The sequence below is a fragment of the Frankia umida genome (genome assembly GCF_023242945.1).
In the GTDB taxonomy this organism is placed as follows: Bacteria; Actinomycetota; Actinomycetes; order Frankiales; family Frankiaceae; genus Frankia; species Frankia umida.
The window spans coordinates 194,072-212,566 of sequence record NZ_JALKFT010000008.1; the positions used below are offsets into that span (position 1 = coordinate 194,072).

Below are 18,495 nucleotides of genomic sequence, written 5' to 3' on the forward strand. Positions count from 1 at the left end.
GGCCTCCGCTCGGTGCCGGCGCGGCTGGCGGCGGGACCGCCCCGATGTCTCGGGTATCACCATGACGGGACGCCCGGTTGACCACGGGTGATCAGAAGCCGCCCGGTCGCACCCCTGTCGAAGTCGTCGGCTCCCATGACGGTAAAGGCCTCCAGCAAGGCCGTATGGCCACCAGCTGACCGATGCCAGGGTTTGTGTGCTCCCCGCGGCGTTGAACGTCGTACAGGGCTCCGCGGCCGGCCATCGCGAATACCCGGTGAACTCGCGGGCGCTGTCCGCCGGGACGCCGTCAGAATCCTGATATGTCCTGATTGATCTGTTCACAGGCCGATCGTGTCGCGTAGCCACCGCGCACCGTGGGTCCGGGCGCCGAACGCCCGCACCCGCTCGGCGAGGGCACGGTCGGACGTGGTCACCAGGACCTCCGGGCCGGCCTCGCGGGCGGCGGCCACGATGGCGTCATCCCCGTGACCGGACGCGTGGACGACCTCGAGGATCGGCCGTGCCACGGGAGCCGTCGGGGATTTCCCGCCGGCCCCCACCGCACCACCCGTCACGTCCGCACTACCTGTCACGTCACTTCCGGTGCTGGCGTCGCCCGGGCCGGTGGATCGGGCGACCGGACCGGCCGGGTGGCCGGCGCGGGCCGCGCCCTCCAGAACAACGACGATCCGAGTGGGAAGCACCCGCGGCGATCCGCTCCCGCCGGGCGGGCTGTCGATCCACGCCGAAATGGCGGCCAGCAGCCGCCGGGCGGCACCTGGCCGGTCGCGCCACCAGCCATCGGCGCCCGCGCCAATCACGTTCGCGGCGTCCAACACCCACGTCCGTGGGTACTCCTCCGTGCGCGCAGGCATAGGGTCCGCGCCGGAATCAGGCGTACTCATCCACCGCGCCGATCTCCAAAGGCATTCGTACCGGTCGGTTCCCCTCCCGGCGCCGGCGCCCCAAAGTACCGACCGGCTCATGGCCGTCGATTGCCTGGCAATCGTCCGCGGAGTCGGTAGACGAACACGATCGGTGTCCCAAGGTCGGCGGGCATGCTCGCCGGGCGGTCGACGGTCGCCCAACTGTCCGCTTGCGGTCCGCGTTTCGGCGCGGAAGGTGTGATTCGCAGAACATGATCACTTCCTATCGGGCCGGCGTTGGCGCCCGGCTTTGGGTTGCGCACTCCGAGCGCCACACCGCCGAGCGCAAGACCGTGTCTTGGTGTTCGGTGGCCCGAGTTCGCGACTCCGTCCATCCGCGCGTGACAGTTCCTGGTGTTCTCGTGGTAATACTAGACGCGTGAGTTCTGCGGTTCGCTGACCTGAAGGAGAGTGGCATGGCTCAGAAGACCATCGTCTCGTTGATTGACGATCTCAGTGGAGAAGAGGCCGACGAGACTGTCCGCTTCGGACTCGACGGTGCGCAGTATGAGATCGACCTGTCGGAGAAGAACGCGACGAAGTTGCGCGAGTCCCTGGCTCCGTTCGTCACCGCGGCACGCCGTTCCGGCGGTCGCGCGGCGGGCACCCGCCGTGGCGTGCGTACCGCTTCGCGGCGTACCGGTGGAACCGACCGCACCGCTGACATTCGTGAGTGGGCGCGCAGCAACGGATACACGGTGAGTGACCGTGGCCGTATCGCCTCCAACATCGTCGAGGCGTACGACAAGGCTCACTGATCCCGGCCTTGCCCACTTTTCCGGGTCGAGGCTCGAAGCAGTGGACCTCGTAGTACCCGTCGCGCCCGCGGTATTCGACCGCGGGTCGCGCGCCTCGCTGGCCCTGGACCTGCCAGTCAGGTTTTCCAGGGTGTGTTCCTGCCACACCGGCTCGACCGGTGTGGCAGGAACGGCCGGTGTGGCAGGAAAATGTGCCGCCGCCCGCGTGGGTTGACGCGGGCTGTCGCCGGCTCTGTTCGTTCCGTCAGTTCGGCAGGTGCTGACCCATCCAGTTTTCGACCGCTTCCGCTGTTCGCGGAAGCGCGGTCGACATGTTCCGGCTTCCATGGCCGGTGACCAGGATGTCGTCTTCTATCCGCACCCCGATGCCACGCAGCTCGGGTGGGACCGTCAGATCGTCCGGCTGGAAGTACAGGCCGGGCTCCACGGTGAGCACCATCCCGGCGGCCAGCGTCCCCTCCCGGTAGGCCTCATCACGTGCCTGGGCGCAGTCATGGACGTCCAGCCCCAGCATGTGCGAGGTGGAATGCAGGGTGTATCGCCGGTGCAGACCGGCCCCCGGCGCCTGCGGATCGTCGGACAGCGACGCCTGCGCCCCGCCCGGCAGCAGCCCCCAGTCCTCGAGTGCCGTGGCGATGACCCGCATCGCGGCCCGGTGCGGATCCAGGAACGACGCCCCGGGCCGGACCGCCTCGATCCCGGCCTGCTGCGCGCGTAGTACGACGTCATAGACCTTCCGCTGCACGGGCGTGAACCGGCCGGTGATCGGCAGCGTACGGGTGACGTCGGCGGTGTAGAGGGAACGTCCCTCCACCCCCATGTCCAGCAGGGCCAGTTCACCGGCCCGCACCGGCCCGTCGTCGCGGACCCAGTGCAGCGTTGTCGCATGATGTCCGCACGCGACGATCGAGCCGTATCCGACGTCGTTGCCATCCACGCGGGCCCGGCGCCAGAAGGTGCCCTCCAGCCAGCGTTCCCCGTTCGGCAGCGTCATCGCATGGCCGATTTCTCCCACGCACTCGGTGAAGCCGCGCACCGTGGCCGCGACGGCGTCGTCGAGGGCCAGGAGCTCGAAGTCGTCCTTGACCAGACGAAGCTCGGAAAGCACCTGGGCGAGCTGGGCATCGCGATCGACCGACGAGCCGTCCGCCGACCAGCGCAGTACCGAGCGATCGACGAGCGGGTCGATTCCCCGCAACACCCTGGTGTTTCGTGGTGCCAGCCGGGCAAGGACGTCGCCGAGTTCGGACAGGGGCCGGCATTCGATCTCCAACGCCGCCTGGGTCTCGCGCACCCCTGGCCGGGCCCCGACCCACAGTTCGCCGTAACGGCGATCGGCGTAGAACGCGGAGCTGGAGCGGTCCGACCGGCCGGGGACATACAGCGTCGTCTGGTGGTCGCCGGCCGCGTTCGGTAGCAGAACCAGTACCGCGTCCGGTTCATGACAACCTGTCAGCCAGAAGAAGTCGCTTCCCGGACGGAAAGGATAATCCGTGTCGTTTGCCCGGACGCGCAGGCCGCCGGTCGGTACCACCAGCGCATCCGTCGGGAACCGGGTGCCCAACAAGGCACGGCGTTTCGCCGCGTAGGGAGCGCAGTCATCGCGGGATGGCAGAGCGTTGTCCTGGGGGGCCCAGCTGGTCGCCATAAATCGCTGGAACGCCGCATGCGGTTCCTCATCGTGGCTGACCTGACCGGGTTCCCGCCCGGTGCCGGGCACCCAATCGCGATCCACGGCCGGCTGGCCGGTGCCAGGAGATGATGTCGAATCCGCTCCGTTGGCGGTGCTGGTGTTCTCGTCACGTCCGGTCGGGGCGGCCTCGGGTACCCCCGTGCCGCGCTGCGCCGGTGTGCTTTCGTCAGGCTGGCCACTCATACGGATAACGGTAGGGCGGTGCGGCTTCCCGGGGTAGTGCTCCTCTTACCTGGGTAGTGGGGCTGCTCACGTGCGCGGTGATCGTGGTGGCCGCCCTTCCTGGCTCGCGAGGGCACACAATTCGGTCGGCGACCACGGGTTGGTGAACACGGACCTGCGGCGGGTTGTCGGAGATCAGAGCAATCTCTCATCTCGTTACTATCTGTCGCCAATTGTTGACTGGTGTCCGTGGGGTGTGGTGTGGGCGCGGTGGGGGAGGACGGGTGGGCTTCCGGCGCGGACGATGTTCCGGTGTGCCGCGAAAATCTGGTCCTCGATATTAGTTGTCGGAACTGTCGACGTGGCCCGGATGGCAGGGTGCTGCATTTTCGGTACGAATCGTCCCATCGCCGCGCATACGCGCTTCCTGTTGCCGTGGGCCGGTGGTGGGAGAGCGCCGCCCGATCGTGGGCGATGGTCCGGAGGTTGCCGATCTGGCCTGGCGGACACACCTGCGTCGGTCAGGCGACAGGCGGGCCCAGCGGACATGGTGTCCTGGCCGCGGGATCGGTGAGAAGGTGTCCTGGAGTGTTCCGTTCGTCCGCTGCCGCTTGGTACGTGGTCCGGCACCGCCGAACGAGCGCAGCACCGAGGGTCGGTGCCCGTGCCGGCGCCGCCCGCACCGGTACGGATGGCCACCGGCTCAGCTGAGCAGGCCCGGTGGGCGAGGGAGGAAACGCAGCCATGACCTGGCCTCCGCATCGGCCGGATCGGGATGGCCCGCCCGAGCCCGACCGAGGGGATCGCCCGGGCCGAGGTGCGCCCGATCCCAGGGGTGGGGCGCCCCGGGATCCCGGGGCGCGTGACCGTGCTCCCCGCACCCCGCCGGGACGTGACCCCCGCCGGGTTCCGCCCGCCGAGAACTGGCCCGCGGGGCGGCAGCCACAACGCCGCCCGCCGGCCGCCGGCCCGCCCACCCGGCGGTACCCGGATGCGCGCGGCGACCGGGACGGCCGCGCTGGCCAGCGCGGCTGGGATGGCCGTGTCGGCGACGCCGACCGGTATCCCGACAGCCGACAGGCCGGCGCGATCCCGCCGACCAGGATCGACCGGCCCGTCGTCGACCGGCCCGGAACGCGTGAACCCGAACCGGCCGCCGAACCCGCCCAGCGGTTGGACGGCGTGCGCCGCGTCGTCACCGTTGTCGCCGCGGCGATGGCCATGGTGGTGCTGGTGTTGGCGACCGCCGGGTGGTCGGTGCTGCGCCACTACGACGGCCGGGTGAGCCACGTGGCGCTGCGCTTTGGTTCCGGTGCCGACCGTCCGTCAGCGGCTGGCGGCGGAACGCAGAACATCCTGTTGGTGGGGTCCGACTCACGGGCCGGCACGAACGGAGCCTTCGGCCAGACCGACGGTCAGCGTTCGGACACGACGATCCTCGCGCATCTGGACGCGAACGGTTCCACGACGCTCATCTCCTTCCCGCGCGACCTGTGGGTGACCATCCCCGCGTACACCGACGCCCGCGGCACCGACCACGCGGCGCAGCGCTCCAAGCTGAACGCGGCCTTCTCCTACGGCGGGCCGTCCCTGCTGGTGTCGACGATCGAGACGCTGACCGGGATTCGGGTCAACCACTACGTCCAGATCGACTTCGTTGGCTTTCAGGGCATGACCGACGCACTGGGTGGCGTCACCGTCTGTATCAGGGAGCTCCCGACCGAGTTGAAGGCCCGCGGCTTCGACAACCTGCACGACCGCTTCTCCGGCTTCTCCGGCCAGGTCGGCGAGAACCGGTTGGACGGCGCCCAAGCGCTCGCCTTCGTCCGGCAGCGCTACGGCCTGCCGGAAAGTGACCTCGACCGGATTCGCCGCCAGCAGCAGTTCCTCGGCGTGATCTTCAAGCGGATCTCGTCCAGTGACACGCTGCTCAACCCGTCCCGGATGATCAATGTGGTGGACGCGGCGACCGCGGCGCTCACCCTCGATGACGGGACGTCGCTGGCGGATCTGCGCCTGCTGGCGCTGCGGATGCAGTCCATCGGCTCCGGTGGCGTGGTCTTCGCGACGGTGCCGGCGGTGGCGTCCACCCGGGCGGGGCAGAGCGTGCTGCTGCCCGATCCGGCCACGCTCGCCACGTTTCTGAAGCCCTTCGGTGGCTCGACATCCGAACAGGGCACAACGGGAGCACTGTCGGTCGTCCCCGGTGGTTCCGGGGCTGGCGGTTCCGGTGGGGCTGCCGTGGGAACGGGGTCGCGCACGGCCGTGCCCGTCGGCTGGACGCGTCCGCTCGCGGCCTCCGTGGTGGCCGCGGACGCCCCGGCGGCCGGCGCCGCACCAGCTGGCTGCACCTACTGAATCGTTACGGAAGGGTCGGTCCGATCGCCCTCGGCGGTTCGGACGGCCCGCACGGACCGGACCCGGTGCCCGGGTCGGCATCCGGGCCGGTGTCGGGGTCGGGGTCGGCCTCGAGCCGGCGGCGTTCGTCCAGCGCGGCGTTGAGCTCGGCGCCGAGCAGGACGGCCAGGGCGGTGATGTAGAAGAACAGCAGCGCCGCCACCGGCGAACCGAGCGAGCTGTACACCAGCTCGTGGCTGAACACGAACTCCAGGTACAGCCGAAGCAGGTAGCTGCCGACCAGCCAGCACACCAGTGCCAGGGACGCTCCGGGCAGGGCTCGCCACCAGCGGCGACGCACCGGCAGGGACAGTTGGTAGAGCGAGGTGAGCATGGTCAGCGCGACCAGGCCCACCACCGGCCAGAACAGCAGGGTCAGCAGGCGGTCGACGACCGGGTGCCGCTCGGCGTCGAGGATGTGGGAGATGATCTCCGGGCCGAGTACCAGCGCCGGAAGGATTATCACGCCGCTGGTCACCTGCGCGATGAACAGGCCCAGCGCCACCAGCCGGCTGCGGACCGCCGATCGCAGGTCCCGCTGACCGTAGGCGATGGTGATGGTGTTGACGAAGGTCGCCATGGCGGTCGAACCGGTCCACAACGACAGCACGAAGCCGATGGAGATCACATCCGGGCGGCCGCGGGAGAGCACCTCGTCGACGGTGGGGCGCACCGCCTCGTCGACGACGGACTCGGTGAGCAGGTCGCCGGCACCGCTGAGGATGCTGGTGCGGATGCTGGCGAGGGAGTTGTGGCCGATCGCCTCGGCCACATAGCCAAGGGCGCCGAGCAACGACAGCAGCAGGGGTGGCAGCGAGAGCAGCTGCCAGAATCCGGCCTCGGCCGCCAGGCCCAGTACCCGGTGCCGCCAGGCGTTGGACATGGTGCGCCGGGCGAGCCGGAACGGACGGCGGGGTACCCGCTGCCGCTGCCCGTCCAGGCGTCGGTACATGGAGCTGCGGCGCACCTTGTCCTCCGCGGCCACCCGGCCGCGGCGCGCCTGCGCCACCAGCCCGGGTGTGGCACCAGCGCTCGCCGCCCGCCGCAGCAGTACCGAGGCACGGCGTGCTCGGTCATCCGCCACCGAGGTGGGCGGGCCACTACCGCTGACGGCCACAGTGCCACCGTATGGCCTGGTAGGGTGCCGGCCGGCCCGCGGCACCCGGACGATGGCCCAGAAGTCTGCCTGCCAGCGAGATGGCGCCGTCCCGGAACCCGGTCAGTCGCGGCCTGGCCGCTTCGCCGACCCGTGCTCCGGGCAGTAAAAAGGGCACGTCACGGCGCCGTGACATGCCCTTTCGGAAATCTGACGGAGGTGTCAGGAAACGGTGAGTTTGTCGGTCTCGTCGTGGTACTCGACCGCCATCTCGCGCAGCTTGGAGTCATGAGACTTGGCATGGTGGCGGCAGAACAGAAGATCTCCGCCGCCCGGCAGCACCACCCGCACGTATGCCTGGGCACCGCACCGGTCGCAACGATCGAGGTTGGTCAGCGTCGGCTTCGTGGTAGTCCCTGTCACATCTACTCCAACTGTGTTAGGCGGTCAGACGTTCCGGCTGACCATGTGACGGTTTACTCACAGCCGGCTCTCGTGGCGTCTTTGCATCCAGAGCGGCGTGGTGCCCGCGGCGGGTTCTGCCCCCGCGGGCTGTTCTCGCTTCGGCGTCGCCGGAAGTTCAGGTCCGTCGAGCACCGAACACGATGTCATCCCATGCTGGCACTGACTTGCGTCCACGTCGACCGCCTGCGGGGCGATCTCCCCCACGGGTGCCGTTGTTCTGACGGCCTCGTGACGCACCGGGTCCGTTTGGCTTCTCAGTGTTCGCGTCGTCCCCGCTTTCCGTGCTCGGGCCGTCTTTTTGGGTAACGGAAGGCTTCCGGCTGGTGGCTGCGGGGTTTCCGGCCTGTCGGCGCCCGCCGGCCGGGGCCGGGGCCTCTGATGGCGCGGGATCGCCGCTGGCCGACGCGGCGGGGGAGTCATCCGCCGAGGCGTCCGCCGGTTCGGCCGCAGCCGAACCCGCCGCCGTGGTGGCCGTTGCGGCGCTCGCGAGCCGCTCCTCGGCGTGGGCGGCGGCCGGCGTGGCGGTCGAAGTCGGAGCCTCGGCGGCGTGGTCCGCGCCCGGGCTGACCGACCCCGACGGCGTCGGCGTGGTGGAAGTCACAGTCGACCGGCCGGCCTGGGCTACGGCGGCCCGAGGGTTCTCCGCTGGCTGGCTGGGGCGGGTCGCGGCGGCGACGGCCGCTTTGCCCACCACGGCCGGTGCGGCGCTGGCGGCCGGAGCGGCGGGTACCGGGGTGGCCGGTACCGGCGTGGCCGGATTCGGGACGGCCGGTCGGGCGGTCACCGGGGCGGTGGGCACCCGGCGCCCGGTGTTGCGCGGCAGTGAGCTGACCCGACTGGCGGCCGTCCGCCGCGGCGCCTGCGGCTCGGGGCGGCTGATCTGGCCATCCGCGGTCGAATCCGCCGACTCCGGCTCCTCAGGTAGGGCCTCGGCAGCCGCGGCCTCTGGCTGCGTTGTGGAGCCTTGCGCGGGCCCCGTGTGGGTCGCGGCCTCGAACGCTGACAGCTCGGCCGCGTCCGGTGCGTCCTGGGCACCCGCCGGAGCCCACGAGGACTCGGATTCCGGCGACCGCGCCCCCTCGACCGGCCGAGCCACCGGGACCTGCGCGGCGGGCTCGTAGGTCTGGGCCGGCTCGTGGGCCTGGACCGGCCGCTGTGGCTGGGCCGGCTGGTAGGTCTGGGCTGGCTGGTAGGTCTGGGCCGGCTGGTAGGTCTGGGCCGGCTGGTAGGTCTGGGCTGGCCGCTGTGGCTGGGCCGGCTCATACGCCTGGGACGGCTCGAAGGTCGCGGCGGTCTCGTAGGTCTGTGCCGGCTCGTATCGCTGGGTCGGCTCGTCGCCACGGGTCGGCTCGTAGCGCCGTGCGTCCGGGTGGGCCGCGGCCGCCGGGGCGCGGTCAGGGTAGTGGCTGTCGGACGGCGGATAACCGTGGGTGAGGTCCGGCGCGGCTGTCGGTGCCTGCCCATAGGTCTGCCCGGCGGCTGCCTCGGTGCGGCCGTCGGCACCGGCGGTGGGGTATCCCGCGTCGGCCGCGGGTGGATACGAACGGACAGGCGCCGGGCCGGAGGCCGCGGGGCGCACGCCGGTGCCGCCGAAGGCCGCCGGCGCCGCCGGTCGGCTGGTTGGCCGGGGAGCGACCACCGTGGGCCGCTCGGTCGACGCGGCCCCGGGCAGTGCCACCGGCGGGCCAGCGGGGCCGGCCGCGGGGCGCATGCCCGCCGCGGTGGGGAGGTAACCGTTGGTGCGCGGCGAAGCGGGCGGCTCGTACGCGGCCGCGGGCGCGGTGGGCTGGGCCGGGTCGACCGCGGTCGACTCCCAGCGCTGGGCGGCGGCGGGCTGGGGGTGGGCGCGGGGAGCGGGGGGTTCCGGCAGCCGGGCGGGAGCGTTGCCCGAACCCTGGTTGGGATGGCCCTGCGTGGGATGGCCCTGGTCGGGAACGAGGGTCAGGGCCGGGGCGCCGGCTCGTGGCGCGGGCCCGGCGGGCGCCGCGGGAGCGATCGGTGCCACGGGCGGTGCCGGTGGTTCGACGATCTCCGGGGCCACCAGCGAGCGGGCGGCGTCGTCGTGCGGACGTACCCGACGCACGACCGGGTCCCACGTCCAGCGCGCGCACCGGCTCTCCGAGGTGAGCTGCACCAGCCAGATGCCGTCGACGCGACGCCAGGCGTCCCACTGCGCGGAGGCAGGGTTGTCCTGGGCGACGACGAGACGGGCGTCCACGACCTCGCCGAGGGGACGCCCCGGGCCGCCACCGGGATCCTTCGGCAGCAGGGCGGCGCGGGCCTCCTGGACGACACGGGCCCGCTCGGCCAGCACCGGCCCCTCGTACCGCTCCACCCGTTCCACCGGGATGCCCGCGGCCCGGGCCACCTCGGCGGCCGTCTCACCGGCTCGCAGCCTGGCCTGGATCTCGCGCGGGGTCAGCGCGCTCTCGGTGCGGACCTCGCTGCGGCGTACACCGCGCAGGGCGGCCCGGAGCCGGTCGTCGACCGGCACCCGGAACTGTTCACCGTCGGTCCGCCCGGCCGCGTCCGCCAGCACGAGATAGCCGCCGTCCTCGCTGAGTGCGACCGCCCGCAGCTCACGCATGGCGCCTCCTGATCTCATGAAGCCGTGCCCTGCCCCACCGATGTGCCCCGCCCGCGCGGACAGCCGTGCCCGTCGGATCGCCCCCGAGGCGGGACACACAGCGGGGGCCGTCCCAGCGGGCAGCTCGACAGGACGCACCGGAACCCGCCTTCGGCGAGTGCGTCCCGGTAGATGACAGCCTGCCATCGATATGGCCACTCGGGCGGCTGTCGGCGGGCGACACGCGAAGTCTGACCGGGTCGGGCCGGTCCGCTTGGGCCGGCGAAGGCCGGATGGTCCTAGGGACGGCGACCGCCCGGCGGGCGGGTGGCGGGGCCACGTCGACGTGCGGGACGTGCGCTCGGACGTGGCCGGGTCTGGTCGCCGAGGCCCGCGAGTGCCGCCCCGACGATGCCGGCCTCGTTCTGCAGCTGGGCGGGTACCACCTTCGTCCGGATCTCGAGGGCATCGAGGAAACGGTCGGCCTTTTTGCTCACACCCCCACCAATGATGATGAGGTCGGGCCAGAGCAGCGCCTCGAGCGTGCCGAGGTAGCGGCCGACCCGCTTGGCCCACTTCTCCCAGGAGAGGTCCTCGCGTTCGCGGGCGGCGTCCGAGGCGCGGGTCTCCGCGTCGTGCCCGTGGATCTCCAGATGCCCGAGTTCGGTGTTGGGCAGCAGCTGGCCGTGCAGGAACAGCGCGGTGCCGATGCCCGTCCCGAACGTGGTCATGATCACAAGTCCGCTGACGTCGCGGCCGGCACCGAAGGCCATTTCCGCGATGCCTGCGGCGTCGGCGTCGTTGACCGTGGTGATGTCGGACGCGGCGGTGGCCGGCGCCGGCGGGGATGGCACCGAGGTGGCATCGATCCCGGCCTGGGCGAAGGCGGCGGACAGCACCGCCACCGTGTCCGTACCGATCCAGGTGTCGTCGATGTTCGCCGCGGTCAGCGCCACACCGTTCTTCACCACCGCGGGCAGCGCGACACCGACCGGCCCGGACCAGTCGAAGTGGCTCACGACCTCGGCGACGGTGGCGGCCACCGCGTCCGGACTCGCCGGCTGCGGCGTGGCGATCCGGTGCCGAGGGGCGGCGAGCGTTCCGTCCTCGACGTTGACCGGCGCGCCCTTGATGCCGCTCCCCCCGACGTCAACCCCGAAGACCTGCATGACCGAGCCCTCCCGTACCGATGGCGTGCGAGAGGACAAGTGTCTCAGGCCGGTGGACCTTGGCGGCGCCCGCCCGGTCGCGGCGAGCCGCCCGACCGGCGGCTGTAGCGGTGCCGTAGGGCCGAACCGCCTCCCCGAGCCGGGATGCGGGCCTCTATACGCTGGGCTGGTGCGGCTGGTGGACACCTTCGGGCGGATCGCGACCGATCTGCGTGTGTCGCTGACCGATCGGTGCAATCTGCGTTGTACCTACTGCATGCCGGCCGAGGGTCTGCCCTGGCTGCCGGGCCCGCACCTGCTCACCGACGACGAGGTGGTGCGTCTGGTGGGTATCGCCGTCGAACACCTGGGCGTCACCGACGTCCGCCTCACCGGCGGTGAGCCGACCCTGCGCCCCGGCCTGGTGGGCCTGGTGGCCCGGCTGGCCGACCTGCGTCCCCGGCCGCGCCTGGCGCTCACCACCAACGGCCTGCGCCTGGCCGAACTCGCCGCGCGGCTGCGGTCCGCCGGTCTGGACCGGGTGAATGTGTCGCTTGACACGTTGGACGCGTCCCGCTTCGTCACCCTCACCCGTCGTGACCGTCTCGAGGATGTGCTGGCCGGCCTGCGGGCCGCGGCCGCCGCCGGACTCACCCCCGTCAAGGTCAACAGCGTGCTGCTGCGCGGGGTGAACGACGACGAGGCCACGGTCCTGCTGCGCTGGGCGCTGGCGGCCGGGTACGAGCTGCGGTTCATCGAGCAGATGCCGCTGGACGCCCAGCATGGCTGGCGCCGCGCCGAGATGGTGACGGCCGAGGAGATCCTCGCCGCGCTGCGCACCGAGTTCACGCTGCGGCCCCGGCCCGGTCGCGGCAGTGCGCCGGCCGAACTGTTCGAGGTGGACGGCGGTCCCGGCCAGGTCGGGGTGATCGGCTCGGTGTCCGCCCCGTTCTGCGCGGCCTGCGACCGGGTCCGGCTGACCGCGGACGGGCAGGTGCGCGACTGCCTGTTCGCCCGGGACGAGAGCGACCTGCGCACCGCGCTGCGTGCCGGTGCCAGCGACGAGGAGATCGCCGGCCGCTGGCGGACCGCGGTCTGGGGTAAACACGCCGGTCATGGCATCGGCGCACCCGACTTCCAGCAACCCGACCGGCCGATGTCCGCCATCGGCGGCTGACCGATGACGCTGGTGGGTCGATGACGCCAGTGGGTCGATGACGGTCGGCCGGCCCGGGGACGTGGACACGGGCGACTGGAGCGCGCTGATCTGCGCGGGTGGCGCCGCCCGCCGGCTCGGCGGACGGGACAAGCCGGCCGTCGTGGTCGGCGGTGCGACGCTGTTGGACCGGGTGCTGGCGGCCACCGTCGCCGCACGCCGCCGGATCGTGGTCGGCCCCCGCCGTGACCTGGCCGGATCCGCGACCACGGTGCACTGGTGTCGTGAGGACCCGCCCGGAGGCGGCCCGCTCGCCGCGATCGCCGCCGGGCTCGTGGCCGTCGACACCGCGTTCGTCGCCGTTCTCGCCGCCGACCTGCCGTTCGTCACCGAGGACGTGCTGAGGGCGCTGCGCCGCGCGGCGGGCGAACCCGGGGTGGACGTCGCCGTCCTGGTCGATCCGGCTGGCCGGGCGCAGTACCTCGCCGCGGTGTGGCGCACGGCCCGCCTGCGCGCGGCGCTGCCCGCCGATCCCGCCGGCGCACCGGTGCGTGCCCTGTTCGCCGGCCGAACCCCGTCCACCGGACGGGAGGTGGCCGCCGTCCATGCCGACGCCCGTACCTGCCTGGACTGCGACGATGACGCGGACGTGGCGCGGGCCCGCGGCTGGGCGACTCAGCCCATCCGGCCGGGACCGGCCTCGTCCAGGTAGCCACGCATGTCGATCGCCATCGTGTGCACCGCGTCGTGGTCGGGCTCCTCGTACGCCTCACCGTCGCCGCCGCCGCGCGCGTAGCCGAAGGTCAGCCGGGGCAGCACCTGGGTGGGTGTGTCCATGCTGGCGTCCCAGTCCGGCTCGTCGCCGACGAAGGCGGCCGGGCCGGAGGGCAGCTCCGCACTGCCGGGCGCGGCGGTGACGATCGCCCAGTCGACCACCCCGAGCACCACGATCACCCCGAGCGCGGGCAGCGCCACGACCGGGTTCCACGCGGAGAGCCCGACCAGAGCGAACACCGCCACCACGGTGACCCCGCCGACGAGATGACGGCGGCCGGGACGAAGCGCCGGAACCTTACGACCGCGCCGATAGTGCGCCATACCACCAGTGTGCCGGACACCGACAGTGCCGGGTACCCGCCTGTCGGGTACCCCCTGTCGGTCAGCCGCTCCCTCGCGTGCTCCCGCCCGCACTCCCTCGGCATGGGTGAGTACGTCCGACCACCCATGGTGATCGGATTCGGCCCGTGCGCCCCGGGTATCGCCAGCCCGACGACAGCGGAGGGTACGGCCGGTCACCCTTTCTGGTGAAGGTTGTGCGCACTGGCGGCCTTCTGGGCCACACTTTCCAGGAATGCGAAGGACCATGGCCCGACGGCGCACCATGTGTTCAACCTCGCCAGGCTGGAGGTTTGCCGTGGAGGCTCGACGCCGGACGACCAGTCCGCGCCGAACATCCGTTTACGCCACTTTCGTGCTGCTCAGCGTAGTGGCGACGGTGCTGCTGGCGGCGGGCGGCTGCGGCTCGCCAAGTTACCAGTATGTGACAAACAAGAAGGACGGTGCGTTTCTGCGGGTCCCGAATAGCTGGAGCCACCAGGAGATGCCCGGCCCGGCGTTGTTCGGGATCGACGCCCGCAACGTCAGCCCGGAGATGCTGCGCGGACTGATGTCACGCGAATGGGTTGTCGGCCTGGACGCCGGTGCCCGCTTTGACGCCACCCGGCTGCTGGTTCCGGACGCGGCCGCCCCCAAGGGGTTCGCACAGGTGCGCCACCTGTTGCCCGAGGAGGCGAACGCGGTGTCCACCAACGACCTGCGCAACTTCGTGCTCTCGGTCGACGACGCCCAGGCCGCCCAGGAACAGGCGGTGCGCACCGATCCCTACGGCGCCCGACTCGAGCCGAGCTTCCTGCTGCTCGCCGACGAGGTCGTGCACAAGAAGGACGGCGTGCACGGCGTGCATCTGGTCTACCAGGTCAGGACCGACGCCGGTCTGGTGACGATCGACCAGACGAGCCTGCTCGACAACGGCCAGGCGGTGCTCTACCAGCTCATTCTCGCGTGCTCGTCGCTGTGTTACGCCCAGCACGGAGCACAGATCGGCGACGTGGCCAAGTCCTTCACGATCAAGCCCACGGACCAGGGGCAGTAGGGATGGGCGTGATGGACCACGCAGACCGGATCACCGACCTGACCGATCTCCCTGATCTCCCCGATCCCGGCCCGCGGCCCTCGGGCGGCTCGTCCTCGCTGGCCGGCCCGCCGGCCTCGGGCCCCGGTTCGCGCGACGAGGAGTCCCCCCAGGGACCCCGGCGCCGCCGGCTGTCGCTGTGGGACCGGTCGAAGTTCCTGCTGCTGCTCGGCGCGGTCTTCCTGTTCGTGGTCGCCGCGGAGGTCTCCGACGATCCGCTGATGACCTGGAGCGACGGTTTTCGCATCCAGGCCCGCCGGAGCGCCTGGGTGCTGGTCCTGCTCGGCATGGAAGTGCTGCGCCAGGTGCACATGTTCGTCGGCGAACGCTGGTCGGCCTACTACGTGTTCTGGACCGAGCGGGTGTTCGGTCGGCTGGAGCGGCGATTCCTGACGATCAACGACTGGAACCGGTTCCGGTTGTCCCGGGCGGTCAAGTGGATCGCGGGTCTGGCCCTGGCCCTGTTCGTCTACGCCCGGTTGTCGCACACCTCGGTCTTCGACGCGCTGGTGAACATCCCCAGCGATCTGTGGCACGCGATTCCCATGGTGCTGCAGATCGTCCTGCTGATGCTGTTGGTCGTCGGCCAGTTCGTGGTGATGTTCTGGTTCCTGTCCAAGGGCGGCGTCGAGACGTACTTCCCCGAGGACATCACCACCCGTTTCGCGGATGTCTGGGGCCAGGACCACGTTGTCAGCCGGGTCCGGGAGAACGTCTTCTATCTGGAACGCCCGGAGGAGATCGAAAGTCGCGGTGGCCATGTGCCCGGCGGCATTCTGCTGTGGGGCCCGCCCGGTACCGGCAAAACCCTCCTCGCCGAGGCGGTGGCCGGTGAGACGGGCAAGCCGTTCGTCTTCGTCGATCCGGGTGCGTTCTCGGCGATGTTCGTCGGTGTGGGCCTGCTCAAGGTCAAATCACTGTTTCGCAAGCTGCGTAAGCTCGCGCTGCGCTACGGCGGTGTGATCGTCTTCTTTGACGAGGCGGACACACTCGGCAGCCGCGGTGGTCTCGGCGGCAACTTCGGTGGTGGCGGTGTCGGCACCGGAGCCCGCTCCTGGTTCGCCCGCCAGGGCATGCCGGCCGCCACCTCGCCGTCCCGTTCGTCCCACCCGCTTGGACGGTCGCTGGCCGATGGGCACACGGCCGGACCGGGCTGTAACGGGCTGTCGTACCTGAGCGCGGCGGCTCAGGCGGAGATCGGCCGCGAGACGGCCCGTGAGCAGTTCGTGGTCGGTGGGGGCGGCGGCGGGTTCGACGGCACGCTGCAGGCGCTGCTGGCCGAGATGTCCGGGCTGAAGAAGCCCCGCGGCTTTTTCAACCGGGTCGTGCGGCGCACCCTCGGGATGCGCCCGAAGCCACCGCCGAAGTACCGCATCCTGGTGATGATGGCGACGAACATGCCGCAGTCCCTGGACGAGGCGTTGCTGCGCCCCGGCCGCATCGACCGCCAGTACAAGGTCGGCTACCCGAGCAAGGAGGGGCGGGTGCGCACCTTCGAGGGATACCTCGCGAAGGTGCGCCACGAACTGACCCCCGAGCAGGTCGACCGGCTGGCGGTGATGAGTCCCGAGGCCACCGGCGCGACGATCAAGGACACCGTCAACGAGGCGCTGGTCCAGGCGGTCAAGGACGGCCGGGAGGCGATCACCTGGCAGGACATGCTGCGCGCCCGGGTGATCAAGGAGTACGGCCTCGCCGACGACCACGAGCACATCGACCAGGAGCGGCACAGCATCGCCCTGCACGAGGCCTGCCATGCCGTCGTCGCCTACCGGATGCAGCGCGGTCGGGTGATCGACCTCGCGACCATCGAGCGGCGCGGCGGGGTCGGCGGGTTCGTCGCCCATGTCGCGGTCGAGGACCGGATGTTCATGTGGAAGTCCGAGATCGAGATCCAGGTGATGGTCTCGCTCGCCTCCCTCGTCGGTGAGCGGATGTTCTTCGAGGGGGACAACACCGTCGGTGTCGGCGGCGACCTGCGCAGTGCCACCACCCTGGTCGCCAGCTACCTGTCGTCCGCGGCGATGGGCGACACGCTCTCGTCCCGGCTGGCGATGCTCGAACAGCAGATGGGCAGCCTGTCGCTGGACGCGGACCGTCCCTTCGGCCAGCAGATCGAGTCCAAGCTGCGGGAACTCTACGAGCGCACCGAGGTGGTCCTGCAGGACAACCGGCGGGAGATCCTGGCGCTCACCCATGCCCTGGAGCAACACAAGACGATCACTGGTGAGGACGTCGAGGCCATCATGGAGGGCGGGCTCGGCCCCACCGTGGACGGCCGTCGCTACCGGGAGCCGGATTTCCTGTCCGTCTTCGAGGGTTACCACTCCAACGCGGTCAGCGCCCACCGTGGTCAGACCCGGGAGGTGCACCGACTGCCGGAACTCGGCCGCGCCGCCGCCCGCCAGGCCGACGGTGCCCGTCAGGTGGACGGTGCCCGTCAGGCCGAAGGGGCGGCCGGTGCCGCCGGGTCCGTCGACGAGCGGGAACGCAGGGAGAGCAGCGCGTAGCCCGCGCCGACGAACGCCGCGACCGCCGCGAGCGCCAGACCCGCCCGCGGCCCGCACGACTGGGCCACCCAACCGGCGATCGGCCCACCCACCGGCGTCGACCCGAGCAGCGCCACCGACCACAGCGCCATCACCCGACCCCGCATGGCCGGGTCGGCGGCGAGCTGGACGGTGGCGTTGCCGGTCGAGATGAACGCCACACTGCCCGCTCCGACCAGCACCAGGGCGGCGAGTTCCACGGGCAGCGTCGGCGCGATCGCGGCCAGCAGCAGCACGCCGCCGAACACAGCCGCGATCAGGCCGAGGGGTCGTACGCCCACTCGTCGCCGTCGGGCGACGGCGAGCCCGCCGACCACCGCGCCCGAACCCATCGCCGCGGTCATCAGGCTGTAGGTCGCCGCGTCGCCGTCGAACGTCTCGCGGGCGACCAGGGGCAGCACCACCTGGAACTCGTAGGACAGCGCGCCGATGACCATCATCATGACCAGTGGGACGCGTAGCGTCCCGGTCCGCCACGCGTAGCGCAGCCCCGCCCGCAGCTGCCCCGGGGCCCGGTGCACGGGCGTGCGGGCGTGCAGTTCGGCGGTGTTCATCCGGCGCAGCGCGATCAGTACCGCGCCGAAGGACGCGGCGTTGAACAGGAAGCAGCCCGCGGTGCCGATGCCCAGGATGATCGCCCCGGCCAGCGCCGGCCCGATGATCCGGGCCGCGTTCATGGTCACCGAGTTGAGGGTGATCGCGTTGGGCAGATACTCGGGCCCGACCATCTCCTGCACGAAGGTCTGCCGGGTCGGGTTGTCCACCGCGTTGCACAGCCCGATGAGCATGGCCGTGGCAGCGACCATCCACAGCCGGGCCGAACCGGTCAGGTCCAGGATGCCCAGGGTGAGTGCGGCCAGCCCCGATCCGGTCTGTGTGATCATCAGTAGTCGCCGCCGGTCCGACCGGTCGGCGATCACCCCGCCGTAGGGCCCGAACAGCAGCACCGGCAGGAACTGCGCGGCCGTGACCAGCCCCAACGCCGTTCCTGACGCGCCCAGCGACAGCACCAACCAGCCCAGCGCGATCGTCTGCATCCAGGTCCCGCACAACGAGACGAGCTGGCCGGCGATGAACAGCCGGAAGTTACGCACGCGCAGGGCGGCGAACGTGCTGTTCGACTGCTCCCGCTGTGCTGCCGGTGCCGCGGGGGGCGCGCAGGCCGGCGGCACCGGTGGCGGGGCCACCGCTACCGGGGCCACCGCTACCGGGGGCATCGCCTCCTGCGGCGGGTCCGCCGGAAGCGGCGGGCAGGCCTGCGGCGGTGAGATCACCCGCAGGGTCGCTGTGGCGGGTGGGGTCGTCGTACTCGACGGCCGACCGGGACTGTCCACCTGCGGCACCATCCATGCACCTCCAGCAGCGGGAACGCCGCTGGCGCGATCGTTATTTCATGTCAGGTAAAT

14 protein-coding genes are annotated in these 18,495 nt (G+C 71.3%); 6 read left to right on the forward strand and 8 right to left on the reverse strand.

The window, feature by feature from the left end:
- Positions 1-320: 320 nt before the first annotated feature.
- The gene (locus MXD59_RS10830; protein WP_248824561.1) at positions 321-857 is read right to left on the reverse strand and encodes a hypothetical protein; all 537 of its coding nucleotides are present in this window, start codon (positions 855-857) and stop codon (positions 321-323) included.
- 467 nt (positions 858-1,324) lie between these two features.
- On the opposite strand from MXD59_RS10830, the gene MXD59_RS10835 reads away from it, so the two are divergent.
- Positions 1,325-1,666: a histone-like nucleoid-structuring protein Lsr2 gene (locus MXD59_RS10835; RefSeq protein ID WP_163547432.1), complete on the forward strand. Its 342-nt coding sequence runs from the start codon at positions 1,325-1,327 to the stop codon at positions 1,664-1,666.
- 244 nt (positions 1,667-1,910) lie between these two features.
- Here MXD59_RS10835 and MXD59_RS10840 read toward each other — a convergent pair whose 3' ends face one another.
- Positions 1,911-3,542, reverse strand: a complete 1,632-nt coding sequence (locus MXD59_RS10840; protein ID WP_248824562.1) for an aminopeptidase P family protein — start codon at positions 3,540-3,542, stop codon at positions 1,911-1,913.
- 723 nt (positions 3,543-4,265) lie between these two features.
- Between MXD59_RS10840 and MXD59_RS10845 the strand changes: the two genes are divergently transcribed.
- On the forward strand, positions 4,266-5,879 hold the full coding sequence (locus tag MXD59_RS10845; RefSeq protein WP_248824563.1) for an LCP family protein: 1,614 nt from the start codon (positions 4,266-4,268) through the stop codon (positions 5,877-5,879).
- A 4-nt stretch (positions 5,880-5,883) separates the two neighbouring features.
- Here the strand turns inward: MXD59_RS10845 and MXD59_RS10850 are convergent, their stop codons facing one another.
- The 4 genes from MXD59_RS10850 to ppgK form a co-directional block, all read right to left on the reverse strand.
- The gene (locus MXD59_RS10850) at positions 5,884-7,035 is read right to left on the reverse strand and encodes a YihY/virulence factor BrkB family protein (protein WP_248824564.1); all 1,152 of its coding nucleotides are present in this window, start codon (positions 7,033-7,035) and stop codon (positions 5,884-5,886) included.
- A gap of 201 nt (positions 7,036-7,236) precedes the next feature.
- Positions 7,237-7,437 carry a DUF7455 domain-containing protein gene (locus MXD59_RS10855; RefSeq protein WP_163547434.1) on the reverse strand — a complete coding sequence of 67 codons (201 nt, stop codon included), beginning with the start codon at positions 7,435-7,437 and terminating at the stop codon, positions 7,237-7,239.
- 157 nt (positions 7,438-7,594) lie between these two features.
- A complete protein-coding gene (sepH, locus tag MXD59_RS10860) occupies positions 7,595-10,066 on the reverse strand; it encodes a septation protein SepH (RefSeq protein ID WP_248824565.1) in 2,472 nt (823 codons plus the stop codon).
- A 278-nt stretch (positions 10,067-10,344) separates the two neighbouring features.
- On the reverse strand, positions 10,345-11,214 hold the full coding sequence (gene ppgK, locus MXD59_RS10865) for a polyphosphate--glucose phosphotransferase (RefSeq protein WP_248824566.1): 870 nt from the start codon (positions 11,212-11,214) through the stop codon (positions 10,345-10,347).
- Positions 11,215-11,383: 169 nt separating this feature from the next.
- Here ppgK and moaA point away from each other — a divergent pair, with 169 nt between their 5' ends.
- Together moaA and mobA are read left to right on the forward strand one after the other, a co-directional pair.
- On the forward strand, positions 11,384-12,370 hold the full coding sequence (gene moaA / locus MXD59_RS10870) for a GTP 3',8-cyclase MoaA (protein ID WP_248824567.1): 987 nt from the start codon (positions 11,384-11,386) through the stop codon (positions 12,368-12,370).
- Positions 12,371-12,407: 37 nt separating this feature from the next.
- Positions 12,408-13,061: a molybdenum cofactor guanylyltransferase gene (mobA, locus tag MXD59_RS10875; protein WP_248824568.1), complete on the forward strand. Its 654-nt coding sequence runs from the start codon at positions 12,408-12,410 to the stop codon at positions 13,059-13,061.
- Here mobA and MXD59_RS10880 read toward each other — a convergent pair.
- Positions 13,025-13,447, reverse strand: a complete 423-nt coding sequence (locus MXD59_RS10880; RefSeq protein WP_248824569.1) for a hypothetical protein — start codon at positions 13,445-13,447, stop codon at positions 13,025-13,027. The genes mobA and MXD59_RS10880 overlap by 37 nt on opposite strands.
- A 400-nt stretch (positions 13,448-13,847) precedes the next feature.
- Here MXD59_RS10880 and MXD59_RS10885 point away from each other — a divergent pair, with 400 nt between their 5' ends.
- Positions 13,848-14,501 (forward strand): hypothetical protein, encoded by a 654-nt coding sequence (locus MXD59_RS10885; RefSeq protein ID WP_248824601.1) that lies wholly within the window; start codon positions 13,848-13,850, stop codon positions 14,499-14,501.
- Positions 14,502-14,503: 2 nt separating this feature from the next.
- A complete protein-coding gene (locus MXD59_RS10890; RefSeq protein WP_372512028.1) occupies positions 14,504-17,050 on the forward strand; it encodes an AAA family ATPase in 2,547 nt (848 codons plus the stop codon).
- Here the strand turns inward: MXD59_RS10890 and MXD59_RS10895 are convergent.
- Positions 16,981-18,423: an MFS transporter gene (locus tag MXD59_RS10895; RefSeq protein WP_248824571.1), complete on the reverse strand. Its 1,443-nt coding sequence runs from the start codon at positions 18,421-18,423 to the stop codon at positions 16,981-16,983. The genes MXD59_RS10890 and MXD59_RS10895 overlap by 70 nt on opposite strands.
- Positions 18,424-18,495 lie beyond the last annotated feature (72 nt).